Below are 25,353 nucleotides of genomic sequence, written 5' to 3' on the forward strand. Positions count from 1 at the left end.
GAACCGTCTCTGCGACAAATAACAGCGGGGGAGCGGGCATGACAATGGACGAGGCCCGGACAAAACTTGCCGCCATTCCCATGCTGGCCGGCTATAACGGGACGCTGGAGCGGCTTGGCGGCCTCACCAACCTGGTTTTCAAGGCCGGGGACTTCTGCCTGCGCATTCCAGGCAAAGGCACCGAGGAATATATCAACCGCGCCAATGAGGCGGTGGCGGCGCGCGAGGCGGCTAAGGCAGGCGTCAGCCCCGAGGTGCTGCATGTCGATCCGGGCACCGGCGTGATGGTGACGCGCTTCATCGCCGGCGCCGTAACCATGTCGCCGGAAAAATTCAGGGTTCGGCCGGGCAGCCCGGCGCGTGCGGGAGAGGCCTTCCGCAAGCTGCATTCGTCCGGTGCGGTGTTTCCGTTCCGTTTCGAACTGTTCGCGATGATCGATGACTATCTGAAGGTGCTGTCGACCAAGGAGGTCGCCCTGCCCGCCGGCTATCACGACGTGGTGCGCGAGGCCGGTGGCGTGCGCGCGGCGCTGTCGGCCCACCCGCTGCCCGTCGTCGCCTGTCATTGCGACCCGCTGTGCGAGAATTTTATCGATGCGGGTGACAGGATGTGGATCGTCGACTGGGAATATTCAGGAATGAACGATCCGCTCTGGGATCTTGGCGACCTCTCCGTCGAAGGCAAGTTCGATGCCGCGCAGGACGAGGAGATGATGCGCGCCTATTTCGGCGGCGAGGCGAAACCGGCGGAGCGCGGCCGCATCGTCATCTACAAGGGGATGTGCGACCTGTTGTGGACACTGTGGGGACTGATCCAGCTCGCCAACGACAATCCCGTCGACGATTTTCGGGCCTATGCCGACGGCCGCTTCGCGCGCTGCAAGGCGCTGATGGAGACGCCGGAATTTTCACGGCACCTGGCGGCGATCCGCGAGGGCTAATTCACGCCCTTCGGCACGTTTTCAGGCGGCACCGTCGTGTCGACCACCTTCTGGCGATGGAAGATGAACAAGCCGGCCAGCACGACGATGACCGAGCCGATGAGGATGCGCGGGCCGGGAACGTCGCCGAAGAACGCCAGCCCGAAGACCACCGCCCATAGAAGCAGCGTGTAGTGCAGCGGCGCCAGCGTCGAGGCCGGGGCCAGCTTGAGCGCCCGCGTGATCATCAGATGGGCACCGCAGGAGACGATGCCGAGCAGCAGCATGGCGCCGAAATCGAGCGCCGACGGCGTGTGCCAGGCGCCGATGGTCAGGGCGCCGCCGACCAGCAGCGTGCCGATGGTCTGCCATGTCACCAGATTGGTGTCGCTGGTGCCGCGCAAGCGCCGGTTGAGGATGATGGCGAAAGCGAAGGCAATGCTGCCCGCCAGCGCGAAGCCCGACGACAGCGAGAAAGCCGCCGAGGAGGGCTTGAGCATGATCAGCACGCCGCAGAAGCCGAGCAGGATCGCCATCCAGCGGCGCCAGCCGACCTTCTCGCCAAGCAGGAGATGCGAGAGTGCCGCCACATAGATCGGCCCGGCCATATAGAAGCTCATCACATCCGCAAGCGGCAGATAGACGACGGCGGCATAGAAGAGCCCGGTATCGAGCGTGGTCATGATGACGCGCAGGACCTGCAATTCGGGCCTTTCCATGCGGAACAGCTTGGCGGCGCCCTGGTGGGCGATCATCGGACCGAGCACGAAAAACGCGCCGATCGACCTGATCAGCACCACCTGGCCGACGGAAAAGCTGGCGACCAGCCATTTGCCCATGGCGTCGTTGAGCGCAAACAGGAAGTCGCCGGCCAGCATCAAAAGAATGCCGGCCAGAAGCACGTTCCTGATTGTGGAATTCTGCGCCACGGGTTGCGTCATGCCGATCCATTGCCTGTCTAGAGCGGTTCACCGTTTTACGAAAACGGCGAACCGCTCTATCTCTTTATCTCGCCCAATTCCGGACGGAAAACCGTACACACTTTTCCTGGAATTGCTCCAGGCCGCGTCGTAGACGGAAGCGGCCGTTTTGACGAGGAGAAATCCGGGAATCGGCAAGGCCAGCGCCGGGAATCGGCTGGGTCTAGGACGATGTGTGCCGCCGGTTCACCAGTGCCGGCCTGCCGGGGACGGCAAGCCGGGTGTCCTGCCTGGTTCGTTCCGCCACCACCTTGCCCCTGGCGATGACGCAAATGCGTTCGGGGCGCAGGCGAATGGCCTCGACCGGATTGCCGGCGTCGAGAACGACCAGGCTGGCGCGCTTGCCGACGGCGAGGCCCAGATGATCGAGCCCCATGATGGCGGCATTGACGTTGGTGACCATGTCGAAACAGCGCGCCATGTCGGCCGGGCTCGACATCTGGGCGACGTGAAGCCCCATGAAGGCGACGTCGAGCATGTCGGCGGTGCCCAGCGAATACCAGGGATCGAGCACGCAATCCTGGCCCCAGCCGACGCGGATGCCCAGCGCCAGCATCTCCTTGACCCGGGTCATGCCGCGGCGCTTGGGAAACGTGTCGTGGCGCCCCTGCAGCATGATGTTGATCAAAGGATTGGGGATGACGGAGACGCCCGCCTCGGCGATCAGCGGCAGGAGTTTCGAGACGTAGTAATTGTCCATGGAATGCATCGAGGTAAGATGCGAGCCGGCCACCTTGCCCTGAAGGCCGAGACGCTGCGTCTCATAGGCCAGTTGCTCGATGTGACGCGACAGCGGGTCGTCGGTCTCGTCGCAATGCAGGTCGACCATCAGGCCGCGTTTTGCCGCGATCTCGCAAAGCTCGGTCACCGAGCGGGTGCCGTCGGCCATGGTGCGCTCGAAATGCGGAATGCCGCCGACGATATCGACACCCAGATCCAGCGCGCGGATGGTGTTTTCCCGTGCACCGGGCGAGCGGTAGAGCCCATCCTGCGGAAAGGCGACCAATTGCAGGTCGATATAGGGCGCCACCGTCTTCTTGACATCGAGCAGCGCCTCGACCGCCAGCAGCCTGTCGTCGCAAACGTCGACATGGGTGCGGATGGCGAGCAATCCCATCGACACCGCCCAGTCGCAATAGGCGAGCGCGCGATGGCGCACCGCTTCATGCGTCAGAAGCGGCTTCAGTTCGCTCCACAGAGCAATGCCTTCAAGCAGCGTGCCCGAGGCGTTTATCCGCGGAATGCCGTAGGAAAGCGTCGCATCCATATGGAAGTGCGGGTCGACGAACGGCGCAGAGACCAGATTGCCCCGCGCGTCGATCGTCGTGCCGGCGTTGCCATCGAGCTTCGGCTCGATCGTCGCGATCGTCTCGCCGACGATGCCGATGTCGGCAACCCTGCCGTCAGGCAGTGTGCCGCCGCGAACGATAAGGTCGAAATCCATCTGTGTCGTCCCCGAAGAATCAGCACCTGTCGGCTGCCGCCGTGATCGCGGTGGGCGAAAAATCTTGCCACGTGGCGCCGCCCCTCATCCGCCTGCCGGCACCTTCTCCCCGTATAGAGACGGGGAGAAGGGAGATGCTGCGACCTCGCCGCCATTTTTGCAACGTCTACAATTGGCGAAATCTTTGGTTATAGCCCTTTCTCCCCGTCACTTACGGGGAGAAATGTCCGGCAGGACAATGAGGGGCAGCACGAACCTGGCCGATTCGAGCGCTACTCCGGAACGTGCCTCACCGCACCCTTGTCGGCGCTGGTGGCGAAGGCGGCGTAGGCGCGCAACGCGGTCGTCACCTTGCGCTTGCGTTTTTCTTCGGGCTTCCAGGCCAGGGCGCCCTTGGCCGCCATCGCCGCCCGGCGGCTGGCGAGCTCCTCATCGCTCACGGCGAGGCGGATCGAGCGGTTGGGGATGTCGATCTCAATCGTGTCGCCTTCCCGCACCAGCCCGATCGTGCCGCCTTCGGCGGCTTCCGGCGAGACATGGCCGATCGAGAGCCCCGACGTGCCGCCGGAGAAGCGCCCGTCGGTGATCAGCGCGCAAGCTTTGCCCAAGCTTTTCGATTTCAAATAGCTGGTCGGATAGAGCATTTCCTGCATGCCGGGGCCGCCGCGCGGTCCTTCATAGCGGATGACGACGACGTCGCCGGCCTTGATCTCATTCGAGAGAATCGCCTTGACCGAGGCATCCTGGCTTTCGAACACCCGCGCCGGGCCGGTGAATTTCAGGATCGACTCGTCGACGCCGGCCGTCTTCACGATGCAGCCGTCGAGCGCCAGGTTGCCCTTGAGCACGGCAAGGCCGCCGTCTTTGGAAAAAGGCGTCTTCGCCGAGCGGATAACGCCCGTCTCGCGGTCCAGATCGAGCTCGTCCCAGCGACGATCCTGGCTGAAGGCGACCTGCGTCGGCACGCCGCCGGGCGCGGCGAGGAAGAAATCTCGCACGTTCTGGCTTGAGGTGCGCGAAATATCCCAATGATCGAGCGCCTCGCCGAGGCTTGATGTGTGCACGGTCGACAGGTCGCGGTTGATCAGTCCGGCTTGGTCGAGCTGGCCGAGGATCGCCATGATGCCGCCGGCGCGGTGGACGTCCTCCATGTGCACGTCGGACTTGGCCGGCGCCACCTTGCACAGCACGGGCACCCGCCGCGACAGCCGGTCGATATCCTCCATGGTGAAGTCGACCTCACCCTCATGCGCCGCGGCCAGGATGTGCAGCACGGTGTTGGTCGAGCCACCCATCGCGATGTCGAGCGTCATGGCGTTCTCGAACGCGCCCTTTGAAGCGATGCTGCGCGGCAGCGCCGTCTCGTCGTCCTGCTCGTAATAGCGTTGGGCGAGATCGACGATCAAGTGTCCGGCCTCGACGAACAGCCGCTTGCGGTCGGCGTGCGTCGCCAGTGTCGAACCGTTGCCCGGCAGCGACAGGCCGAGCGCTTCGGTCAGGCAGTTCATCGAATTGGCGGTGAACATGCCCGAGCAGGAACCGCAGGTCGGGCAGGCGGAGCGCTCGATGACCTTGACGTCCTCGTCGGAGATCTTGTCGTCGGCGGCGGCGACCATGGCGTCGACCAAGTCGAGCGCCTGCGCCTTTCCGGCGAGCACCACCTTGCCCGCTTCCATCGGCCCGCCGGAGACGAAGACGGTCGGGATGTTGAGGCGCAGCGAGGCCATCAGCATGCCGGGCGTGATCTTGTCGCAATTGGAGATACAGACCATGGCGTCGGCGCAGTGGGCGTTGACCATGTACTCGACGGAATCGGCGATCAGTTCGCGCGACGGCAGCGAATAGAGCATGCCGTCATGGCCCATGGCGATGCCGTCATCGACGGCGATGGTGTTGAATTCCTTGGCGACGCCGCCGGCCTTCTCGATCTCGCGCGCGACCAGCTGGCCGAGATCCTTCAGGTGGACGTGGCCCGGCACGAACTGGGTAAAGGAGTTGACCACGGCGATGATCGGCTTGCCGAAATCGCTGTCCTTCATGCCGGTGGCGCGCCAGAGGCCGCGGGCGCCGGCCATGTTGCGGCCATGGGTGGTGGTGCGGGAGCGATAGGCAGGCATGAACTTTCCTTAGCTGGCTGGCTGCGCCCGATGCGGAGCGTCGCGGCCCTGAATATGGATCGCAGGCGTTATAGACCGGCAATTATTGTCTGGCCACATTTTTGCAATGCGCCAGATTCTCCAGAAAAATTCAGAGTTTGCGAAAAAGATCGCCTCCCGTGTCGGATCGCCTGCCGGACGCCCGTCCTTGGATCAACGGCAAGGGAGTGGGACCATTTTCTCAGACAGCCGTTCCATTGTAGCAGCAAGAAGCAACCGAGGAGCACGACATGCAAAAGATCACCACCTGCCTGTGGTTCGATGGACAGGCCGAAGAGGCGATGAACCACTATGTCTCCATCTTCAAGAATTCGAAGGTGCTGAGCGTCATGCGTTGGCCCAAGGGCCACGCCGATGAAGGCAAAGTGCTGCTGACCACGTTCGAGCTCGACGGCGTACCGTTCCAGGCGCTCAACGGCGGACCGCAATTCAAATTCAATGAGGCGATGTCACAGTCGATCGACTGCAAGACGCAGGAAGAGGTCGACTATTTCTGGGAGAGGCTCACCGAGGGCGGCGAGCCCGGCCCCTGCAGCTGGCTGAAGGACAAGTTCGGCGTCTCCTGGCAGGTGGTGCCGGAACAGCTGCCGCGCCTGCTCCAGGATCCGGACCGGGAAAAGGCCGGCCGGGTGATGAGTGCGATGATGAAGATGGGCAAGATCGACATCGCCAAGATCGAAGAGGCAGCGAAGGGGTGAGAAGTGGTCCGCGTAAGCGGACGGAAAGCCAATTGATTGGCTTTTCCGAGCTTCGAACGCCCTGAGCCTGCGAAGGGCAGGGCTGTCCATTGATTTTTGAGGCCGGCGCTGCCCCTCATCCGCCCTTCGGGCACCTTCTCCCGTGAACGGGGAGAAGGGAAGACCGCCCCTCAAGCCGCCTTGTCGCGGACCTGATAGTCCTTGATCGTGGCGAAGCGGATCGCTTTCCAGCGCTCGGCTTCGTAGTTCAGCGAGAAGGCGTGCTGGGCGAGGAACACCGGGTCGTTGTCGAGGTCGCGGGCGATGTCGCCGCGATGGGCTTCGATGAAGCGCTGCACTTCCGTCTTGTCGTCGGCCGATATCCAGCGGCAGACCGAAAAACGCGACATCTCGAATTCGACCGGCAGTGTGTATTCGAAGTTCAGCCGCTCCTTCAGCACGTCGAGCTGCAGCGCACCGACGACGCCGACGATGGCCGGCGAGCCGTCTTCCGGCGAAAACAGCTGCACGACGCCCTCCTCCGCCATCTGGTGCAGCGCCTCCTTCAGCTTCTTGGCCTTCATCGCATCACCGAGCCGCACACGACGCAGGATTTCCGGGGCGAAGTTCGGCACGCCGCGGAACAGGATTTCCTCGCCCTCGGTCAGCGTGTCGCCGATGCGCAGCGTGCCGTGGTTGGGGATGCCGACGACGTCGCCGGCAAAGGCCTCGTCGGCGGTGACGCGGGTGCGGGCGAAGAAGAATTGCGGCGCAGACAGGCTCATCGGCTTGCCGGTGCGCACCAGCTTGGCCTTCATGCCGCGCTCGAGCTTGCCCGAGCAGACGCGCACGAAGGCGATGCGGTCGCGGTGGTTGGGATCCATGTTGGCCTGGATCTTGAAAACGAAGGAGGTCATCTTGTCCTCGGTCGCCTCCACCATCCGGGTGTCGGCATCCTGCGCGCGCGGCGGCGGCCCGAAAGCGCCGAGCGCCTCGATCAGGTCGCGCACGCCGTAATTGCGCAGCGCCGAGCCGAAATAGACCGGCGTCAGATGGCCCTCGCGAAAGGCGTCGATGTCGAGCGGACGGCAGGCTTCGCGCGCGAGTTCCAGCTCCTCGATGAAGGCCTCGCGCTCGTTTTCCGGCAACAGGCCGGCGACGCGGTTGGAATCGGGACCGTTGACCGGAGTGCGTTCCTTCTCGTCATCGCCCTTGCGCACGGCGTTCAGCGCCAGGTGGTAAGTGCCCGAAAACGTCCTGCCGCGGCCGATCGGCCAGGTGATGGGCGCGGTATCGAGCGCCAGCTTCTGCTCGATTTCGTCCAGTATCTCGAAGGGATCGCGGCTCTCGCGGTCCATCTTGTTGACGAAGGTGATGATCGGGATGTCGCGCAGCCGGCAGACCTCGAACAGCTTCAGCGTGCGCGGCTCGATGCCCTTGGCGGCGTCGATGACCATGACCGCTGAGTCGACCGCCGACAGCGTGCGGTAGGTGTCGTCGGCGAAATCCTCGTGGCCGGGCGTGTCGAGCAGATTGAAGACATTGTCCTCATACTCGAACGTCATCACCGAGGTGACGACCGAAATGCCGCGTTCGCGCTCGATCTTCATCCAGTCCGATCGGGTCTGGATGCGGTCCTTCTTGGCCTTGACCTCGCCGGCAAGCTGGATGGCGCCACCGAACAGCAGCAGCTTTTCGGTGAGCGTCGTCTTGCCGGCGTCCGGGTGGGCGATGATCGCGAAAGTACGGCGGCGCGATACCGCCTGTTCGATGTCTTCAGCCAATTTATGGAATCCTGTCTGTGGCGCGGGCTTCTAGCAGCGCTTTCCCGGCCTGTCGAACAGATTTGCCCGGATTGGTCCGCCGGCTCTTGAGATAGGGACGACGCGATGGCATCAGAAGACCTGTTCGATGGAGATCCTGCATGAGCAAGAAAGTGATCGTCATCGGCGCCGGCATCATCGGCGCCTCGATCGCCTGGCACCTGGCCAAGGCGGGCGCGCAGGTGACGGTCATTGCCGACAGCGCTGCCGGCGGCGTGGCGACGCCGAACTCGTTTGCCTGGATAAATGCCAGCTGGGGCAATCCGGAACCGTATTTCCGGCTGCGCATCCGCTCCACGGCGGAATGGTCGCGGCTGGCGCAGGACCTGCCCGGCCTTCCGCTCGCCTGGTGCGGCGGGCTGTGCTGGGACTTGCCGGCGGACAAATTGGAGGCCTATGCGGCGGAGCATTCGTCCTGGGGTTATGGCATCAGGCGGGTCGACCGCGCCGGCGCGGTCGGCATCGAGCCCAATCTCGCCGGGCTTCCCGACTTTGCCTTACATGTCGCCGAGGAGGGTGTCGCCGAGCCGGTCGCAGCGACGAACGCGCTGCTGGCCGACGCCGAACGGCGCGGTGCGCGCTTCGTCTCCAGCACGGTTACAGCGCTTGTTCAGACCGGGGGCAGGACGACGGGCGTGGACACCGCCCATGGCCTGCTCGCCGCCGACGAGGTGGTGATCGCGGCTGGCGTCGGCTCGCCAGAGATTGCCGCGACGGCCGGCATAAGGCTACCGATCGAAATGCCGCCCGGCCTGATCGTCCATTCGCGGCCTTACAAAAAATTGCTCAACGGGCTGGTGCTGACCGAGCGGCTGCACATGCGCCAGACGGCGCAAGGCCGCATCATCGCCGGATCAGATTTCGGCGGTGCCGATCCGGGGATGGATGCGGCGGCGACGGCGCGCGAGCTGTTTGCGGCGCTGCAGGCCATGCTGCGCGGCGGTGACGGCCTGGAGCTCGATTTCCATACGCTCGGTTACCGGCCGACGCCGATCGACGGCTTCCCGATCATCGGCCGCGCCGAGGGCATGGACGGCCTCTATATCGCGGTCACGCATTCCGGCATCACGCTGGCGCCGGCGGTCGGCTTGTTCGCCGCGCGCGAAATCCTCGACGGCGAGCGCGATCCGCTGCTGGCGCCCTATGGGTTGGATCGATTCGCTCAATAGCTTGGTGGACGGCTCTCTACGGCAATTCGCGCCGCGAGGAGGCTACCCGGCCAACGCCAGCTTCGCGGGGGGCCGGCGCAAACGGCTGAATATTCATGCCATCCCTGGTCATGGTGATGAAGCTCGATGGCGGGATCGCCTGCCAGTCGCCGCCTTCACGGTCGAAGGGTTCGGAGACGATGCAGCGGCCGCCGCCCTTGGAGGCGGTATAGAGGGTGGGCGCGTGGTCGTCCGTGGCGTAGCGGACCGCGTGGAGCGCCTGCCCGTCGGAAAGGGCGGCCGTCAGCTTCAGCGCCGGCTCGATGCCGGCACGCCGCGAAGCCTCCAGCACGCGGCTGGTGGCACGGGCGACGGCGCCTTGCGGATCGGCGGCCAACCCTTCGTCGATCATCAGGAGAAAAAACAGCTCGGAATCGGTGGTGCCCTCGCGCTGGTCGAAGACGGCGTCGGACAGCGAATTTTCCAGCGCGCGGCGGATCTTCTCGAAGCCGCCGATCTGGCCGTTGTGCATGAACGACCAAGGGCCCGAGATGAAGGGATGGCAATTCATGCGGCTGGTGGCGCCGCCGGTCGAGGCGCGCACATGGGCGAGAAACAATCCGGATTTGATCTGTCGGCACAAGCTCTTCAGATTGGGATCGGACCAGGCCGGCAGGATGTCGCGGTAGAGGCCGGGCTCGGGCCGGTCGCCATACCAGGCAAGGCCGAAACCATCGCCATTGGTCGGCGACTTGGCTTCCTCGGCGCAATGGCTCTGGGCGATCAGCGAGTGGCAGGGCGCCGTGAGGATGTTTTCGAGGAAGACCGCTTCACCGAGATAGGCCGCCCACCGGCACATCGCTTCGTCCGTTCCTAGGCGCGGTCCGGAAGGGCCTTGGGCTCCTTGACCGCGTGCGAACCTCTGTTGTGCGTCCGCTCGTAAAGTTCGCGGACGATTCGGCTGGCGGTAGTCTCGAACAGAAATGGCAAGAAAGCGTGAACGAGGGCGGCCCCGGCGGCCGTCAGCAGGCGCGAGGAAAACCAGGCGGCAAAGGCCATGTGACCGAAATAGGTTTCGCCGACCTTGGCCGGATGGGAGGTGAAAATCCGTGCGACCGACATGTTGCTTCCCCTTCAGCGCTTCAAGTTCTCGATAGGGGTATCCTGGCACGGTTCGTCGGTTCATCGGTCTCAAAATGTCCTTGTATTTTGCTTGTTCGTGGGACAAACATCCCACATGGCCATCGAAATCGACGAAATCGATCGGAAATTGCTCGCCGAATTGCAACGCGACGGCACGTTGTCGGTCGATCAGCTGTCCGAACGGGTAGCCTTGTCGCGCAACGCCTGCTGGCGGCGCGTCAAGCGGCTGGAGGAGGATGGCGTCATCACTGGCCGGGTGGCGTTGGTCGATGCCGAGAAGCTCGGGCTCGGCCTCTCCGTGTTCATCCTGGTCCGGACTTCAAATCATGATCCCGAGTGGTTGCAGAAATTCCGGGCGGCGGTGACAGGCTTTTCCGAGATCACCGGAGTCTACCGCATGTCCGGCGACCTCGACTATGTCTTGCGCGCCCGCGTCGCCGACGTGAAGGCCTATGACCGGCTCTACCAGCGGCTGATCGCCAAGGTGGCGCTGTCGGACGTTTCGGCGTCCTTCGTGATGGAGGAGATCAAGGAGACCACAGTGGTGCCGATGGAAGTGCGCTAAGGATTGGCTCCGGCCATAGTGATGCCCGAAAGAAAGCCGTTGATAGGGTCGAGGGCGAATTGACCGAATCGGCAATCGCGCCGATAGGATCGATTTTATGCGCGCAGCCATCCAAAATTCCTCCGTCATCGGTCCGACCGTCGGCTTCGTAAGGTTGCCGCATGGGGAAGGACTCCCCCTCCCTGCCTATGAAAGCCCCGGCGCCGCCGGCATGGACCTGCGCGCGGCGGTGCCCGACGATCGGCCGCTGCTGATCCTGCCGGGAAAACGTGCGCTGGTGCCGACCGGACTGATCCTGGAAATCCCCGAAGGCATGGAAGGCCAGGTGCGGCCGCGCTCCGGCCTTGCCTTCAAACACGGGCTGACCGTCCTCAACACGCCGGGCACGATCGACAGCGACTATCGCGGCGAGGTGAAGGTGCTGCTGGTCAATCTCGGCGACGAGGATTTTGCGGTGACGCGCGGCATGCGCATCGCCCAGATCGTGTTCGCCGCGGTGACGCAGGCGGGCGTCGAAGAGCGCGCCCTGGCCGGCGGCACGGCGCGCGGTTCGGGCGGGTTCGGCTCGACCGGCACGGCCTGATGAACATACCGAAACTTGTCATCTTCGACTGCGACGGGATTCTGGTCGATACCGAGAACCTGGCCAACCGGCGTCTCGCCGAATGGCTGAGCGAAGCCGGGTATCCCACCAGCTTTGAACATTGCCGCAAGAACTTCTCCGGCCGCAGCATGGTCTCAGTGCAGAAGCAGATCGAAGAAAAGACCAGCGTCAGGCTCGGCGCCGACTTCGTCGAGCGCTGGAATGCAGGGCTGCCGGACCTGTTCGCCCATGGGGTCGAGGCGATTCCCTATGTCCGGGAGTTCGTCGAGGCTGTCCGCGCGGCCAGCATCGCCTATTGCGTCGCCACCTCGGCGAGGGTGTCGAAAATGCACATCACGCTTGGCCAGACCGGCCTGCTGCCGCTGTTCGAACATGCGATGTTTTCCTCGACCATGGTCGCGCGCGGCAAGCCGTTTCCGGACCTGTTCCTGCATGCGGCCAAGACGATGGGCTTTGCGCCTGCCGACTGCATCGTCATCGAGGACAGCGTCGCCGGCACGCAGGCCGGCATCGCCGCCGGCATGCGGGTATTTTCCTATCATGGCGATCCCTACAGCGACCGTGACGGCTTGATGCGAGCCGGCGGCATCCTGTTCGACGACATGCGCACACTGGCCGGACTGGTGCCAATCCACTGATCTGGACCGTTTTTCTGGGGTTGCGAGGACGCGCCGGACGAATTGTCAGCAGAGAACGCGAAACGCTTCTGAGCCAACCGCATTCGTTTGCCCGGGCAAGGCGGGCAAGCTAAAATCCGCGCCATCGCACTCAACACGATGGGGGAACTTCCATGGACAAGGGCAAGATCTTTCGCGACCTGCATGCCTCGACCTTCGTCATGCCCAACCCTTGGGACGTCGGCACGACGAAGCTGCTTGGATCCTTCGGTTTCAAGGCGCTGGCGACGACCAGCGCCGGTTTCGCCTTCTCGCGCGGCCTGCCGGACGGCGCGGTGACCTTCGACCAGATGATCCATCATTGCCGCGAGGTGACGGCGGCAACCGAGCTGCCGGTTTCGGCCGACCTCGAACGCGGCAAGGGCGACAGCGCCGAGCAGGCCGCCGAAACCATCTTCGCGGCTGAAGCCGCCGGCCTTGCCGGCTGCTCGATCGAGGACCACACCGGCGACCCGAACAAGCCGATCTATGATTTTTCGCACGCGGTGGAGCGCGTCGCGGCGGCGGCGGAAGCGGCCCGCGCGCTGAAACGCGATTTCGTCTTCACCGCGCGGGCGGAGAACTTCCTCTGGGGCAAGTCCGACCTCGACGACACGATCAAGCGGCTGCAGGCATTCGAGAAGGCGGGCGCCGACGTGCTCTACGCGCCGGGCATCGGCGACGTCGAGATGGTGCGCACGGTCTGCTCGGCGGTGAGCAAGCCGGTCAACGTCATGGCAAGGCCCGACTTCACCATTGCCGATCTGACCGCGGCCGGGGCAAAGCGCGTTTCGCTTGGGCCGTGGCTCACCAACTTCGCCTATGGCATGCTGGAAACGGCGGCGCGCGAGATCCAGCAGGACGGCACGTTCGGCTTCGCCCGCGCCGCCATGCCCTTCGGCAAGTTGCAGGCGCTGTTTGGCAAATCGGGATAAGCGGGCCGGACACATGACGCTGACCGTCGTCGACATGCACACCGGCGGCGAGCCGCTGAGGATCGTCACCGGGGGTTATCCCGATATCCCGAAGGGCACGATCCTGGAAAAGCGCGCCTATGTGCGCGACCATCTCGATCATCTCCGGAAAATCCTGATGTTCGAGCCACGCGGACATTACGACATGTACGGCGCGCTGCTGGTCGAGCCCGATTTGCCGGGCGCCGACCTTGCCGTGCTGTTCATGCACAATGAGGGCTATTCGACCATGTGCGGCCACGCCATCGTCGCGCTCGGCCGCTATGCCGTCGACGAAGGGCTGGTGGCCAAGCAGGAACCGGTGACGATGGTCAACATCGAGGCGCCCTGCGGCATGGTCGTCGCCTCGGTCGAGGTGCGCGACGGCAAGGCGGGTGCTGTGTCGTTCGACAGCGTGCCGGCTTTCTTGTTCGCACGCGACCGCAGGATCGAGCTGCCCGGCTACGGCGCGATCGGCTTCGGCATCGCCTATGGCGGCGCCTTCTACGCGCTGGCCGACTGCCACCAGTTCGGATTGGAATTCGGCCGCGATCGGGTGCGCGATTTCGTCGATGCGGCGACGGCGCTGACCGAAAGGCTGAAGCAGGAATTCCCCCTGTCACACCCCGACCATGTCGACGTCGCCTTTCTCTACGGCACCATTTTGACGGACGGGCGGGATACGTTTTCGGGTGAGCCGACGAAAAACGTCTGCGTCTTCGCCGAGGCGCAGGTCGACCGGTCGCCGACCGGCTCCGGCGTCACCGCCCGGCTGGCGGCGATGCATGCCAAGGGCGAGATCGCAACAGGCCAGACACGCACTTTCGAGAGCATCGCCGGCTCGCGCTTTTCCGGCGCGGTGGCGCGGACGGCGAAAGCCGGACCGCATGAAGCGATCATCGCCCGCGTCGGCGGCCGCGCCTACTATTGCGGCCGGGCGGAATTCATCGTCGAGCCCGACGACGAACTGGGGCGCGGCTTTCTGCTGCGGTAGGGACTGGCGCATCAACGGGACGGCTTGCTCCCCCGATCGGGCCGGGCCGAGATCGCCTTGTGCAGATGCACCATCATGGCTGCGGCGAAGAGCGGCGTCACCAGATTGAGCACCGGCACGGCAAGGAAGGCCGCTATCACCAGGCCGGCGAGAAAGACCGTCCCGGCATGGTGCCGGCGCAAGGCCCTGGCCTCTTCTTCCGGACGGAAGCGCATAGCGGCGAATTCGAAGAACTCGCGCCCAAGCAGGTAGCCGTTGACGATGAAAAAGGCGGCGATGTTGATGCCCGGCACCAGCAGGAGCAGCAGGGCGACGATGTTGCCCAAAACGACGACGCCGAAGAACTTTATCGCCAGCACCAGCGAGCGCAGCGCCGGCATGGCGCGGCCGGGCGGATCGCCGGGATAATCGGTACGCTCCACCACTTCGGCGACATCGTCGAGGAACAGACCGGCGATGACGGCCGTGACCGGCGCGACGAGCAGCGCCATGCCGAAAGCAAGCGCGATGGCCGCGATGATGCCGCCCAGCCAACCGGCCCAGGACGGCAGGCCGGGAAAGAGCGTCTGCAGCCATGGCAGCGCCAGCCACTCGACGAGGCTGGTCAGCCCGAACCACAAGGCAACCAGAGCAAGCACAGTCAAGCCCAGCGTCTTGAGGAAGACGGCGCGGAATTCGGGCGACAACAACTGGCCGGCGGCGGCACGGGCGGCGCTGGAGATCACGGTGCTTCCTCGCTTCGGCGGATTGCCCCTGGGAGGATAGGCAGCAGGTTCGCCGGTCACAAGCTCTATTGCCTGCCGTGGGTCAAGGCGGTCGTTTCAGGTTTCGAACTCTCCGCATCACCCCTCTTGCGAGCGCCGGCGCCGCCCCTCACTGTCCTGCCGGACATCTCTCCCCGTAGAACGGGGAGAGAGGAGCTGGCGGCAACCCCGGTGCCTCCATCGCAACGTGGTGATTGGCGAAACCAGTGATGACAGCGCCCTTCTCCCCGTCACTTACGGGGAGTTGAGGAGCGTCCGCGAAGCGGACGAAAAGCCAACTGCTTGGCTTTTCGAGTGACGAACGCCGGCAGGCGGATGAGGGGCGGCGCTACCTCGACAATCGGAGCCATGTGGTCTGAGGCGATTGCCCTGTCTGCCTATTGTGCGAGCGCCGGCTTGCGGGTGGGAATGGTCATGGCCGCGACGCCGGCGACGACGAAGGCCATGCCGAGCCAGGCCGTGGAACCCAGGCTTTCGCCAAGGAAAACGGCGCCGATGCCGACGCCGATCGGCACGCGCAGATAGGCCTGCGAGGTCGTGCCGACCGAGCCCAGCGTGTGGATCAGGCGGAAATAGATGACGAAGGCCAGCGCGGTCGAAAACACCGACAGGCCGAGCAAGGCCAGGATCGACGCCGTCGACGGCGCGAGCGTCCAGGGCTGGTCGACGGCGAGGCTGAGCGGCACCAGGATAACGGCGCCGCAAAGCATTGAGCCGGCGGCGGGCAGCATCGGGTCGAGGCCCTTGAAGCCTCGGCCGAAGATCGCCGCCCCCGCATAGCAGACCGTTGCAAGGACGATGGCAAGCTGCGCCCAAAGTTCATGGCCGAGACCGCCCAGCGCCTGTGTGCCCACGATGAGGCAGATGCCGGCAATGCCGGCGCCGACGCCGATCAGTTTGCGCAGCGTCACCCGTTCGTGGCGGGTGATGAGCGCGGTCAACAGGAAGGTGAAGATAGGCGACGTCGCGTTGAGGATGGTGGCGAGGCCGGCATCCACCGAGCGCTCGGCGGCGGCGATCAGGGTGAACGGGATGACGCTGTTGAGGCACGCCTGGAAGGCGAAACGACGCCAGCTCGCTGCATCGCCTGGCATAGCGAGCCCGCGCCAGCGGATGATGGCCAGCAGGATCGCGCCCGCGATCAACGTGCGGGCGGCGATGAACGTCACCGGCGGGATCGTCTCGACGCCGATCTTGATGAACGTATAGGAGGCGCCCCAAAGCACCGCCAGGAGGGCGAGCAGCGCCAGATCGGTGTTCATGTCGTTTCTTGCAGGCATGGGCTTGCCGCCTTCGGACCGGGATCGAACGGCCCTTTTTAGGCAAAGCCGCGGTAAAATGCTTCGGCCACGACCGAATTGTCGTAGCGCCTAGGCGTCAGGCGATATGAACATGGCCTAGGCAAACCGGTTGCAAATCGCTAGACCCGCGCCCGGCCGGCATGGCAAGAAGCCGGCGCGGATTTTGGCGGAGACATTGATGCCGGACTATGACGTGCTTTGCATCGGCAACGCGATTGTCGACATCATCGCCCAGTGCGAAGAGGAATTCCTGGAGACCAACGGCATCATCAAGGGCGCGATGAATCTCATCGACACGCACCGCGCCGAACTGCTCTACAGCCGCATGGGCCCGGCGATCGAGGCGTCCGGCGGCAGCGCGGGCAACACGGCGGCCGGCGTTGCCTCCTTCGGCGGCCGCGCCGCCTTCTTCGGCAAGGTCTCCAACGACGCGCTCGGTGAGATCTATGCGCATGACATCCATGCCCAAGGCGTCGCCTTCGACACCAAGCCGCTTCAGGGCGAGCCGCCGACGGCGCGCTCGATGATCTTCGTCACCCCCGACGGCGAGCGCTCGATGAACACCTATCTCGGCGCCTGCGTCGAGCTCGGGCCGGAGGATGTCGAGGCCGACAAGGCGTCGGGCGCCAAGGTTACCTATTTCGAGGGCTATCTGTGGGATCCGCCGCGCGCCAAGGAGGCGATCCGGCAGACGGCCAAGCTGGCGCACGCGGCGGGCCGCGAAGTGTCGATGACCTTGTCGGATTCGTTCTGCGTCGACCGCTACCGCGACGAGTTCCTCGAGCTGATGCGCTCGGGCACCGTGGACATCGTCTTCGCCAACAGCCACGAGATCAAGTCGCTCTACCAGACCTCGTCCTTCGACGAGGCGCTGGCCCGGATCCGCAAGGACTGCAAGGTCGCCGCCGTGACGCGCTCGGAAAAAGGATCGGTCATCGCGCGCGGCGACGAGACCGTCGTCATCCAGGCGACCGCCATCAAGGAGCTGGTCGACACGACAGGCGCCGGCGATCTCTACGCTGCCGGTTTCCTGCATGGCTACACGCAAGGCCGCGACCTCAAGACCTGCGGCGATCTCGGCTCACTGGCGGCCGGCCTGGTGATCCAGCAGATCGGGCCGAGGCCAAGGCAGAATCTGCGTCGCGAGGCCGAACTGGCGGGGCTGCTGTAGGGGGGCGGTGAAGCTGCCGATCTCCCCCCTCGTGGGGGAGATCGCCGGCAGGCCAGAGGGGGCGCTGTCCCGCTGGCATCTCCAGGGTTCTACACTGCCGCCAAGCCCGAAATGAACGGCATGAGCGTACTGTCATGTCGGGGCGCCAGTTCGAAGAGTATGGGCACGCGGAAGGGAACCACCGCAACCTAGCGATCCTTCGCGCCCCCCTCTGCCCTGCCGGGCATCTCCCCCACGAGGGGGAGATCGGCAGCTTCACCGTCGCGCGGCTGTCACACATCGCACCTACACGCAATCGGGGCGTCCTTGACTGACATTTGGGCGCCCTCAGCCAGTTGGGGTGCCAAGATGCAAGACAGCAAGCTGTCGGGCGGCCGGATTTGTTGCCGCCGCGATTTCCGCTTTCCACATTAGAAATTCAGCAACGGGCCGCGATCGGGGAGGAGCGCTCGCGGCCAGAAGACAGACGCATGAACAGATTTCATACAACCAAACAAGACGACTTCGCGGACATGGTCGCGGAGAAGGTCGAGCGGGCGCTTGCCCACTATGACGAGGCCATCAACAAACCCACCATGGTCTCGGTCGGCAAGATCGCTGGCAGCATAGCGTCCGCCCTCACCTTGTTGTCGCCGAAGCATCAGCGCGCCATCGATGCCATCCATGCCGACCTTCCGGGGCTGGCGTCGAAATTCGTGCGTGCGCTGGCCGTGGAAGCCGCGCGCCGCAGCGAAGCCGGCACCGCGGGCGCCACAAATCCGTCGGCGGGTTTCGACGGCCCCGCCTCCCCCCTTCCGCGCACCCAGTCCGACGATCTCGAATCGATGCTGATCGAAGACTGGGCCGGGCGGGTCGCCGGTTCGACCTATCTGGAGGAACACCTGCGCATTGCCCGCTCGACCCTGCACCGCTGGCAAAGGCGGGGCGAGGTGGTCGCCTTGCGCAAGGGCGGCCGCAAGCACGTCTTCCCGCTGGCGCAGTTCGTGGACGGCAGGCCGGTGGCGGGCATTCGAGACGTGCTGTCGTTGATCGGCAATCCGAGGCTGGCATGGCTGTGGCTGACCCGCCCCTCGGCGCTGCTCGACGGGCGCATTCCCATCGACCTGCTGCGGCAAGATCAGGTCAAGGAGGTCGTCGAGGCGGCGCGGGTGTTTTCCGCGGGTTAAGCGCGACCAGATCCGCCGCAGCTCTCGCATCCGACGCGCGGACCTTCCTCAGGTCCCCGCCGTGTAGGCCGCGATCGCCGCCATGTTGACGATATCGCTGTCCTTGGCGTTCAGCGAGACGATCTGCACCGGCTTGTTCAGCCCGACCAGCAGCGGGCCGATGACCGTCGAGCCGCCGAGCTCCTGCAGCATCTTGGTGGAGATCGAGGCGGAGTGGAAGGCCGGCATGATCAGCACATTGGCCGGGCCGGTCAGCCTCATGAACGGGTATTGCGCCATGGCACGGGCGTTGAGCGCGACGTCGGCGGCCATCTCGCCGTCATACTCGAAATCGACGCGGCGCTTGTCGAGGATGCGCACGGCTTCCTGGATGCGCTCGGAGCGCTCGCCGTGGGGATGGCCGAAGGTGGAATAGGCGAGCATGGCGAGCCTCGGCTCATAGCCCATGCGGCGGGCAAAGCCTGCCGCTTCCTCCGCGATATCGGCGATCTGCTCGGCGTTCGGCATGTCGTGCACGGCGGTGTCGGCGACGATCACGGTGCGGCCGCGCGCCAAAACGATCGACACGCCGATGACGCGATGGCCCGGCTTGGCGTCGATGACGCGCCTGACATCGTCGAGCGCGGTGGAATAGTTGCGGGTGACGCCGGTGACGATGCCGTCGGCATCCCCCAGCGCCACCATGCAGGCGGCGAAATGGTTGCGGTCGTTGTTGATCAGGCGCTGGCAGTCGCGGAACAGGAAGCCTTTGCGCTGCATGCGCTCGTAGAGATAATCGGTATAGACCGAATTGCGGCGCGACAGGCGAGCATTGATGATCTCCAGCCCCTGCTTGTCGAGGTCGATGCCGGCGTGCCTGGCGTTCTCCTTGATGACGTCGTCGCGGCCGAGCAGGATGGCGGTGCCGAGCCGCTGGTTCACATAGGAGACGGCGGCGCGCATCACTTGCTCCTCCTCGCCCTCGGCGAAGACGATGCGCTTGGGCTGGCGGCGCACACGGTCGTAAATGCGCTGCAAGGTCGAGGCGATCGGATCACGGCGGGCCGACAGCTCCTGCGCGTAGCGGTCGAGATCGAGGATCGGCTTGCGGGCGACGCCAGAATCCATCGCCGCCCTGGCGACGGCCAGCGGAATGGCCGAGATCAGGCGCGGATCGAACGGCACCGGGATGATGTAGTTGGGGCCGAATTTCGGCCGGTTGCCCTGGTAGGCTGCGGCGACGTCGTCGGGCACGTCCTTGCGTGCCAGGTCGGCAAGCGCACGCGCGGCGGCGATCTTCATGTCGTCATTGATGGTGGTGGCCCGCACATCCAGCGCGCCGCGGAAAATATAGGGGAAGCCGAGCACGTTGTTGACCTGATTGGGATAATCCGAACGCCCGGTCGCCATGATGGCGTCGGTGCGGATCTCCGCCACTTCCTCGGGCGTGATCTCGGGATCGGGGTTGGCCATGGCGAAGATGATCGGGTTCTTGGCCATGGAACGCACCATGGCGGTGGTCAGCGCGCCCTTGGCGGAAAGGCCGAGGAACACGTCGGCGCCGTCCAGCGCCTCGGCCAGCGACCGCGCGTCGGTCTTGACCGCATGCGCCGACTTCCACTGGTTCATGCCTTCGGTGCGGCCCTGGAAGACCACGCCCTTGGTGTCGCACAGGATGATGTTTTCGGGCGCAAAGCCCATCGCCTTCATCAGCTCGATACAGGCGATGCCGGCCGCACCGGCGCCGTTGCAGACCATCCTGGTGGTCTTCATGTCGCGGCCGGTGATCTCCAGCGCGTTGATCAGGCCGGCGGCCGAGATGATGGCGGTGCCGTGCTGGTCGTCGTGGAAGACCGGGATGTCCATCAGCTCGCGCAACCGCTGCTCGATGATGAAGCATTCCGGCGCCTTGATGTCCTCCAGGTTGATGCCGCCGAAGGAGGGCCCAAGGAAGCGCACGCAGTTGATGAACTCGTCGGCGTCCTCGGTGTCGACCTCGAGGTCGATGGAATCGACGTCGGCGAAGCGCTTGAACAGCACCGCCTTTCCCTCCATGACCGGCTTGGAGGCCAGCGCGCCGAGATTGCCCAAGCCCAGGATCGCGGTGCCGTTGGAGATGACGGCGACCATGTTGCCGCGCGACGTGTAGTCGAAGGCGCGGCTGGGATCCTCCGCGATGGCCAGTACCGGCACGGCGACGCCAGGCGAATAGGCGAGGCTCAAATCGCGCTGCGTGGCCATCGGCTTGGTGGCGACGATCTCGAGCTTGCCGGGCCGCCCCATGGCGTGGAATTCGAGCGCTTCCTGCGCGCTGACGGACGGACCGCTGTTTTCGGTTTTCCTTGCCATGATGCTTTTGATTTCCTCGCCATGCGGCACCTCCTTGAGGCGGGTGCCTTGTGTGATTCCGAATTAAGACTACGCGCCGCCGCGTGTAAACCGCCAAGCGTTACCGAACTGGCGTCGGAAGGACGCATGGCGTTCAATGGTGGTTGATCTCCGTTCTTCCCCTGCTTTTCCAATGGCCGGCATTAAACCCCGCCGCCACATCTGCTAGCGTGAGCGCATGAACATGCACATTCAAAACGAACCGGACGCTCCCGAGGCGATCACGCCGGCAGCCGCTGGCGGCGTCACGCCGATGATGGAGCAGTTCATCGAGATCAAGGCGGCGAACCCGGATTCGCTGCTGTTCTACCGGATGGGCGATTTCTACGAGCTGTTCTTCGAGGATGCGGAGAAGGCGAGCCGGGCGCTCGGCATCGTGCTGACCAAGCGCGGCAAGCATCAGGGCCACGACATCCCGATGTGCGGCGTGCCGGTGCATGCGGCGGATGACTATCTGCAGAAACTGATCGCGCAGGGTTTCCGCGTCGCCGTCTGCGAGCAGATCGAGGATCCGGCCGAAGCCAAGAAGCGCGGCTCCAAATCGGTGGTGCGCCGCGATGTGGTGCGGCTGGTGACGCCTGGCACCATCACCGAGGACAAATTGCTGGCGCCGTCGGAATCGAGCTTCCTGATGGCGCTGGGACGGGTGAAGGGCAGCAGCGATGCAAGAGGCGGGGAGCGCGGCGGCGCGACCGGGAACCAGGGGAGCTTTGCCCTGGCCTGGATCGACATTTCGACCGGCGCTTTCCGGGTCACAGACACCACCGCAGACCGGCTGCTCGCCGACATCTTCCGCGTCGATCCGCGCGAGCTGATCGTCGCCGATCCGGTGTTCCACGATCCCGAATTGCGACCGGTATTCGACATGCTCGGCCGCGTCGCCAACCCGCAGCCGCCGAGCCTGTTCGATTCGGCCTCGGCGGCCGCGCGCATCGCCCGCTTCTTCGAGGTGGCGACACCGGACAGCTTTGGTGCGTTTTCCCGTGCCGAGCTGTCGGCGATCTCGGGCGCAATCGCCTATGTCGAAAAGACGCAGAAGGCCGAGCGGCCGCCGCTGTCGCGGCCCGAGCGCGAGGAGGCCGGCTCGACTTTGTTCATCGACCCGGCGACGCGCGGCAACCTGGAACTCCTGCGCACGCTGTCGGGCAGCCGTGAAGGCTCATTGTTCAAGGCGATCGACCGCACGGTGACCGGCGGCGGCGCCAGGCTGCTCGCCGACCGGCTGATGGCGCCGCTGACCGATCCGGCGGCAATTGCCGCGCGGCTGGATTCGGTGTCGTTCTTCCGTTCCGAGACGCGGCTTTGCCAGACCGTGCGGGCGAGCCTGAAGAGCGTCGCCGACATGCCGCGCGCGTTGTCGCGGCTGGCGCTCAACCGCGGCGGCCCGCGCGACCTCGGCGCGCTGCGCGCCGGCTTCGAGGCGGCCGGCGCGATCGCGGAGGTCTTTGCCGCGACCGCCCTGCCCCAGGAATTGGCGGCGGCGCTCGCCGCCATCCGGGCGCTGCCGCACGCGCTTGCCGGGCATCTGACGCAGGCACTTGGCGAGGAACTGCCGCTGCTGAAGCGCGACGGCGGCTTCATCCGAGGCGGCTACAACGCCGAGCTCGACGAGATGCGGGCGCTGCGCGACGAGTCGCGAAAAGTGATCGCCGGGCTGGAGCGTTCGCTGATCGAGGAGACCGGCATTCGGTCCCTGAAGATCCGGCACAACAATGTGCTCGGCTACTACATCGAGGTGACCGCCAACCATCACGCGGTGATGACCGGCAGCGATGGCGCCAAGGCGCGCTTCATCCACCGCCAGACCATGGCCAACGCCATGCGCTTCACCACGACGGAGCTGGCGGAGCTGGAAACAAAGATCGCCAATGCCGCCGACCGGGCGCTGAGCATCGAGCTTGCCGCCTTCGACGCGCTGACGGCGGAAGCGGTCGGCGAAGCGGAGAAGATCCGCGCCGGGGCCGATGCGCTCGCCGTGCTGGACGTGTCGGCGGCGCTCGCGCTTTTGTCGGAAAGCGAGGCCTGGTGCCGGCCGCTGGTCGATGCCAGCCTTGCCTTCGAGATTTCGGGTGGGCGCCATCCCGTGGTCGAACAGGCGCTGCGGCGCTCGGGCGAAGGGCCGTTCGTGGCCAATGACTGCGACCTGTCGCCGGAGGGCCGCGCCAAGAACGGCGCGATCTGGCTGCTGACCGGCCCCAATATGGGCGGTAAATCGACATTCCTGCGGCAGAACGCGCTGATCGCCATCCTGGCCCAGACCGGCTCTTTCGTGCCGGCGACATCGGCTCATATCGGCGTCGTCGACCGCCTCTTTTCCCGCGTCGGCGCCTCGGACGATCTGGCGCGCGGCCGATCGACCTTCATGGTCGAGATGGTCGAGACGGCGGCGATCCTTAACCAGGCCGGCGAACGGGCGCTGGTAATCCTCGACGAGATCGGCCGCGGCACCGCCACGTTCGACGGCCTGTCGATCGCCTGGGCCGCGGTGGAATATCTGCACGAGAAGAACCGCTGCCGGGCGATCTTCGCCACGCATTTCCACGAAATGACCTCGCTTGCCGGCAAGCTGGCGCGGCTCCACAACGTCACCATGCGGGTCAAGGAATGGGAGAACGACGTCGTCTTCCTGCACGAGGTCGGCAAGGGCGCGGCCGACCGCTCCTACGGCGTCCAGGTGGCGCGGCTGGCCGGCCTGCCGGAGGCGGTGGTGGACCGTGCCAAGGAAGTGCTGCACCAGCTCGAGGAAGGCGAGGTTTCGGGCAAGACCAACCGGCTGGTCGACGACCTGCCGCTGTTTTCAGTGGCGGTGAAGCGGGAAGCGCAGAAGCCGGTCAAGAGCGACGCGCTGGGCTTCGCACTCAGTGACATCAATCCCGATGAGATGACGCCGAGGGAAGCGCTGGAAGCGCTTTATCGGTTGAAGGGGTTGGCGGGGACGTAAATTGAACCTGCTGGCACGGCGGTATCGCCGAAACCGCCAATCTCCCCCCTTGAGGGGGAGATGTCCGGCAGGACAGAGGGGGGCCTCGTAGAGTGCCGGCCTTGATTAACTTGCCCTCTGGCGATGCTCGCCGGAGTATGCCAGCGCGGAAGCCGTCGTTGTAAAAATTGATGTGTTGGCGGGACAGCGCCCCCCTCTGCCCTGCCGGGCATCTCCCCCTCGAGGGGGGAGATTGGCAGCTTCACCGACAACGCTCAGATCATCTCCAGCCCGCGTTTGCGGCTCGGCGGCGGGAAGGCGCGGTCGAGGTCGGCGAGGTCTTCGCGCGTAAGCTCGATGTCGAGTGTCGCGACATTCTGGCGGACATGGTCCTGGCTGCTGGCCTTGGGAATGGCGATGACGCCATCCTGGTGCATCACCCAGGCCAGTGCGATTTGCGCCGGTGTCACGCCATGGCGGGCTGCGACCGCGTCTAAACTGGCGTTGCGCGCCAAGGCGCCCTGCTCGACCGGCGAATAGGCCATCAGAGGAATTCCGCGTTTCCGGCTCCAGGGCGCCAGATCGAACTCAAGGCCGCGCCGGACCAGATTGTAGAGCACCTGGTTGGTCTGGACGTTGCCGCCGTCGGGCAGGCCGACCAGCTCTTCCATCTCCCCGGTGTCGAAATTGCTGACGCCCCAGTGGCGGATCTTGCCGGCTTTCTTCAGCGCCTCGAAGGCTTCGACCGTTTCCGCCAGTGGCACGCTGCCCGGCCAATGCAGCAGATAAAGATCGATGCGGTCGGTCGCGAGGCGCTTCAGGCTGTTCTCGCAGGCGCGCTGCACGCCGGCGCGCGAGGCGTTGGACGGCAGCACCTTCGAGACCAGGAAGACCTCGGCACGCTGCCCGGCAATGGCTTCGGCCACCACCTCCTCGGCGCCGCCGCTGGCGTACATTTCGGCGGTGTCGATCAGCTTGACGCCGAGATCGAGACCAAGCTTGAGGGCATTCACCTCCTCCGCGCGGCGGCGCGAATCCTCGCCCATTTTCCAGGTGCCCTGGCCGAGAACGGGGATGGCTTCGCCGCAAGGCAGCGTGGTGGTTCTGACGCTCGATGGCATGGCAGGCTCCAGTTGAGACGGGATCGCATCACAGGCCGGACGAGAAATTCAGAGGCGTTCTCGCCGAGCCGCGAAAGCTTACTTCACCGGATGGGCGGCGAGCCAGTCCTGCATCTGCTTGATCTCGGCTTCCTGCGCCGCGATGACCGCCTCGGCCAGCTTGCGGATCTCGGGGTCCTTGCCGTTGGCGAGTTCGACCCTGGCCATGTCGATGGCGCCCTGGTGGTGAGGGATCATGCCGCGGACGAAATCGACGTCGGCATCGCCGGTGTATTTGGAGGCCATCATGTCGGCGTGCATCTTGTCCATCGCCGCCTTGTAGCCTGCGGTCGACGGGCCTTCCGCCCCCGTCGCCATGCCGGCCATGTCGTGCTTCATCTCCTCGCTTTGTGCGGGAACGCTTTCGAGAAAGACGGCAACCAGCATTCCAGCCGCCATCAGCAGCAGCACGATTTTCTTGGCCAAGGTCATTGATGGTCT

Annotated in this window: 22 protein-coding genes; 11 read left to right on the forward strand and 11 right to left on the reverse strand. The window is 65.0% G+C overall.

Features of this window, described 5'->3' with window-relative positions:
* Positions 1–38 precede the first annotated feature (38 nt).
* Entirely contained in the window at positions 39–941 is a 903-nt protein-coding gene (locus tag FJ443_RS11645) for a phosphotransferase family protein (protein ID WP_140497077.1), read from the forward strand.
* On the opposite strand, the gene FJ443_RS11650 is transcribed toward FJ443_RS11645, so the two are convergent.
* The 3 genes from FJ443_RS11650 to ilvD all read right to left on the reverse strand — a co-directional run bounded on the left by FJ443_RS11650 (position 938) and on the right by ilvD (position 5,461).
* The gene (locus FJ443_RS11650) at positions 938–1,861 is read right to left on the reverse strand and encodes a DMT family transporter (protein ID WP_140523654.1); all 924 of its coding nucleotides are present in this window, start codon (positions 1,859–1,861) and stop codon (positions 938–940) included. The genes FJ443_RS11645 and FJ443_RS11650 overlap by 4 nt on opposite strands.
* 202 nt (positions 1,862–2,063) lie before the next feature.
* Positions 2,064–3,344 carry an amidohydrolase family protein gene (locus tag FJ443_RS11655; RefSeq protein ID WP_140523652.1) on the reverse strand — a complete coding sequence of 427 codons (1,281 nt, stop codon included), beginning with the start codon at positions 3,342–3,344 and terminating at the stop codon, positions 2,064–2,066.
* Between the two features lie 272 nt (positions 3,345–3,616).
* Positions 3,617–5,461: a dihydroxy-acid dehydratase gene (gene ilvD, locus FJ443_RS11665; protein WP_140664105.1), complete on the reverse strand. Its 1,845-nt coding sequence runs from the start codon at positions 5,459–5,461 to the stop codon at positions 3,617–3,619.
* A 269-nt stretch (positions 5,462–5,730) separates the two neighbouring features.
* On the opposite strand from ilvD, the gene FJ443_RS11670 reads away from it, so the two are divergent.
* Entirely contained in the window at positions 5,731–6,198 is a 468-nt protein-coding gene (locus tag FJ443_RS11670) for a VOC family protein (RefSeq protein ID WP_140497085.1), read from the forward strand.
* A gap of 170 nt (positions 6,199–6,368) precedes the next feature.
* Here FJ443_RS11670 and FJ443_RS11675 read toward each other — a convergent pair whose 3' ends face one another.
* Positions 6,369–7,961: a peptide chain release factor 3 gene (locus tag FJ443_RS11675; protein ID WP_140497087.1), complete on the reverse strand. Its 1,593-nt coding sequence runs from the start codon at positions 7,959–7,961 to the stop codon at positions 6,369–6,371.
* A 140-nt stretch (positions 7,962–8,101) separates the two neighbouring features.
* On the opposite strand from FJ443_RS11675, the gene FJ443_RS11680 reads away from it, so the two are divergent.
* Positions 8,102–9,169: an FAD-binding oxidoreductase gene (locus tag FJ443_RS11680; protein ID WP_140664108.1), complete on the forward strand. Its 1,068-nt coding sequence runs from the start codon at positions 8,102–8,104 to the stop codon at positions 9,167–9,169.
* A gap of 16 nt (positions 9,170–9,185) precedes the next feature.
* Here FJ443_RS11680 and FJ443_RS11685 read toward each other — a convergent pair whose 3' ends face one another.
* Together FJ443_RS11685 and FJ443_RS11690 are read right to left on the reverse strand one after the other, a co-directional pair.
* Positions 9,186–10,007: a class II glutamine amidotransferase gene (locus tag FJ443_RS11685; protein WP_140664110.1), complete on the reverse strand. Its 822-nt coding sequence runs from the start codon at positions 10,005–10,007 to the stop codon at positions 9,186–9,188.
* 14 nt (positions 10,008–10,021) lie between these two features.
* Entirely contained in the window at positions 10,022–10,270 is a 249-nt protein-coding gene (locus FJ443_RS11690) for a DUF6356 family protein (protein ID WP_140512988.1), read from the reverse strand.
* A gap of 115 nt (positions 10,271–10,385) precedes the next feature.
* On the opposite strand from FJ443_RS11690, the gene FJ443_RS11695 reads away from it, so the two are divergent.
* From FJ443_RS11695 to FJ443_RS11715, 5 genes are all read left to right on the forward strand, one after another.
* A complete protein-coding gene (locus FJ443_RS11695) occupies positions 10,386–10,856 on the forward strand; it encodes an Lrp/AsnC family transcriptional regulator (protein ID WP_140497095.1) in 471 nt (156 codons plus the stop codon).
* 97 nt (positions 10,857–10,953) lie between these two features.
* Complete coding sequence (gene dut, locus FJ443_RS11700) at positions 10,954–11,439, forward strand: dUTP diphosphatase (protein ID WP_140649441.1); 486 nt, start codon at positions 10,954–10,956, stop codon at positions 11,437–11,439.
* Positions 11,439–12,098, forward strand: coding sequence for an HAD family phosphatase (locus tag FJ443_RS11705; RefSeq protein WP_181175096.1), 660 nt, complete (start codon positions 11,439–11,441; stop codon positions 12,096–12,098). The genes dut and FJ443_RS11705 overlap by 1 nt, the downstream gene beginning before the upstream one ends.
* A 152-nt stretch (positions 12,099–12,250) precedes the next feature.
* Positions 12,251–13,051 carry an oxaloacetate decarboxylase gene (locus FJ443_RS11710; protein ID WP_140523629.1) on the forward strand — a complete coding sequence of 267 codons (801 nt, stop codon included), beginning with the start codon at positions 12,251–12,253 and terminating at the stop codon, positions 13,049–13,051.
* 13 nt (positions 13,052–13,064) lie between these two features.
* Positions 13,065–14,063, forward strand: a complete 999-nt coding sequence (locus FJ443_RS11715; RefSeq protein ID WP_140664116.1) for a proline racemase family protein — start codon at positions 13,065–13,067, stop codon at positions 14,061–14,063.
* An 11-nt stretch (positions 14,064–14,074) separates the two neighbouring features.
* Here the strand turns inward: FJ443_RS11715 and FJ443_RS11720 are convergent, their stop codons facing one another.
* The gene (locus tag FJ443_RS11720) at positions 14,075–14,788 is read right to left on the reverse strand and encodes a sulfate transporter family protein (protein ID WP_140564932.1); all 714 of its coding nucleotides are present in this window, start codon (positions 14,786–14,788) and stop codon (positions 14,075–14,077) included.
* A gap of 416 nt (positions 14,789–15,204) precedes the next feature.
* Positions 15,205–16,089 carry an EamA family transporter gene (locus FJ443_RS11725; protein WP_224618297.1) on the reverse strand — a complete coding sequence of 295 codons (885 nt, stop codon included), beginning with the start codon at positions 16,087–16,089 and terminating at the stop codon, positions 15,205–15,207.
* A gap of 217 nt (positions 16,090–16,306) precedes the next feature.
* Between FJ443_RS11725 and FJ443_RS11730 the strand changes: the two genes are divergently transcribed.
* Both FJ443_RS11730 and FJ443_RS11735 read left to right on the forward strand, forming a co-directional pair.
* Positions 16,307–17,299: an adenosine kinase gene (locus FJ443_RS11730; RefSeq protein ID WP_140523618.1), complete on the forward strand. Its 993-nt coding sequence runs from the start codon at positions 16,307–16,309 to the stop codon at positions 17,297–17,299.
* A 470-nt stretch (positions 17,300–17,769) separates the two neighbouring features.
* On the forward strand, positions 17,770–18,465 hold the full coding sequence (locus FJ443_RS11735) for an antitoxin Xre/MbcA/ParS toxin-binding domain-containing protein (protein ID WP_140664119.1): 696 nt from the start codon (positions 17,770–17,772) through the stop codon (positions 18,463–18,465).
* Between the two features lie 48 nt (positions 18,466–18,513).
* Here the strand turns inward: FJ443_RS11735 and FJ443_RS11740 are convergent, their stop codons facing one another.
* The gene (locus FJ443_RS11740; protein ID WP_140497115.1) at positions 18,514–20,793 is read right to left on the reverse strand and encodes an NADP-dependent malic enzyme; all 2,280 of its coding nucleotides are present in this window, start codon (positions 20,791–20,793) and stop codon (positions 18,514–18,516) included.
* A 217-nt stretch (positions 20,794–21,010) separates the two neighbouring features.
* Here FJ443_RS11740 and mutS point away from each other — a divergent pair, with 217 nt between their 5' ends.
* The gene (gene mutS, locus FJ443_RS11745) at positions 21,011–23,773 is read left to right on the forward strand and encodes a DNA mismatch repair protein MutS (RefSeq protein WP_140664122.1); all 2,763 of its coding nucleotides are present in this window, start codon (positions 21,011–21,013) and stop codon (positions 23,771–23,773) included.
* Positions 23,774–24,027: 254 nt separating this feature from the next.
* Here mutS and FJ443_RS11755 read toward each other — a convergent pair whose 3' ends face one another.
* Together FJ443_RS11755 and FJ443_RS11760 are read right to left on the reverse strand one after the other, a co-directional pair.
* Positions 24,028–24,873, reverse strand: a complete 846-nt coding sequence (locus FJ443_RS11755) for an aldo/keto reductase (RefSeq protein ID WP_140512968.1) — start codon at positions 24,871–24,873, stop codon at positions 24,028–24,030.
* 78 nt (positions 24,874–24,951) lie between these two features.
* Complete coding sequence (locus tag FJ443_RS11760; protein ID WP_140512966.1) at positions 24,952–25,344, reverse strand: DUF305 domain-containing protein; 393 nt, start codon at positions 25,342–25,344, stop codon at positions 24,952–24,954.
* Between the last annotated feature and the right edge of the window lie 9 nt (positions 25,345–25,353).

Origin of the sequence: Mesorhizobium sp. B2-6-1 (assembly GCF_006440475.1) — a bacterium.
Classification (GTDB): Bacteria; Pseudomonadota; Alphaproteobacteria; order Rhizobiales; family Rhizobiaceae; genus Mesorhizobium.

Bases quoted from the DNA above. Each gene is read 5' to 3' on its own strand.
- FJ443_RS11645 (WP_140497077.1), top strand. From the start codon at position 39: ATGACAATGGACGAGGCCCGGACAAAACTTGCCGCCATTCCCATGCTG.
- FJ443_RS11650 (WP_140523654.1), bottom strand. From the start codon at position 1,861: ATGACGCAACCCGTGGCGCAGAATTCCACAATCAGGAACGTGCTTCTG.
- FJ443_RS11655 (WP_140523652.1), bottom strand. From the start codon at position 3,344: ATGGATTTCGACCTTATCGTTCGCGGCGGCACACTGCCTGACGGCAGG.
- ilvD (WP_140664105.1), bottom strand. From the start codon at position 5,461: ATGCCTGCCTATCGCTCCCGCACCACCACCCATGGCCGCAACATGGCC.
- FJ443_RS11670 (WP_140497085.1), top strand. From the start codon at position 5,731: ATGCAAAAGATCACCACCTGCCTGTGGTTCGATGGACAGGCCGAAGAG.
- FJ443_RS11680 (WP_140664108.1), top strand. From the start codon at position 8,102: ATGAGCAAGAAAGTGATCGTCATCGGCGCCGGCATCATCGGCGCCTCG.
- FJ443_RS11685 (WP_140664110.1), bottom strand. From the start codon at position 10,007: ATGTGCCGGTGGGCGGCCTATCTCGGTGAAGCGGTCTTCCTCGAAAAC.
- FJ443_RS11690 (WP_140512988.1), bottom strand. From the start codon at position 10,270: ATGTCGGTCGCACGGATTTTCACCTCCCATCCGGCCAAGGTCGGCGAA.
- FJ443_RS11695 (WP_140497095.1), top strand. From the start codon at position 10,386: ATGGCCATCGAAATCGACGAAATCGATCGGAAATTGCTCGCCGAATTG.
- dut (WP_140649441.1), top strand. From the start codon at position 10,954: ATGCGCGCAGCCATCCAAAATTCCTCCGTCATCGGTCCGACCGTCGGC.
- FJ443_RS11705 (WP_181175096.1), top strand. From the start codon at position 11,439: ATGAACATACCGAAACTTGTCATCTTCGACTGCGACGGGATTCTGGTC.
- FJ443_RS11710 (WP_140523629.1), top strand. From the start codon at position 12,251: ATGGACAAGGGCAAGATCTTTCGCGACCTGCATGCCTCGACCTTCGTC.
- FJ443_RS11715 (WP_140664116.1), top strand. From the start codon at position 13,065: ATGACGCTGACCGTCGTCGACATGCACACCGGCGGCGAGCCGCTGAGG.
- FJ443_RS11725 (WP_224618297.1), bottom strand. From the start codon at position 16,089: ATGAACACCGATCTGGCGCTGCTCGCCCTCCTGGCGGTGCTTTGGGGC.
- FJ443_RS11730 (WP_140523618.1), top strand. From the start codon at position 16,307: ATGCCGGACTATGACGTGCTTTGCATCGGCAACGCGATTGTCGACATC.
- FJ443_RS11735 (WP_140664119.1), top strand. From the start codon at position 17,770: ATGAACAGATTTCATACAACCAAACAAGACGACTTCGCGGACATGGTC.
- FJ443_RS11740 (WP_140497115.1), bottom strand. From the start codon at position 20,793: ATGGCAAGGAAAACCGAAAACAGCGGTCCGTCCGTCAGCGCGCAGGAA.
- mutS (WP_140664122.1), top strand. From the start codon at position 21,011: ATGAACATGCACATTCAAAACGAACCGGACGCTCCCGAGGCGATCACG.
- FJ443_RS11755 (WP_140512968.1), bottom strand. From the start codon at position 24,873: ATGCCATCGAGCGTCAGAACCACCACGCTGCCTTGCGGCGAAGCCATC.
- FJ443_RS11760 (WP_140512966.1), bottom strand. From the start codon at position 25,344: ATGACCTTGGCCAAGAAAATCGTGCTGCTGCTGATGGCGGCTGGAATG.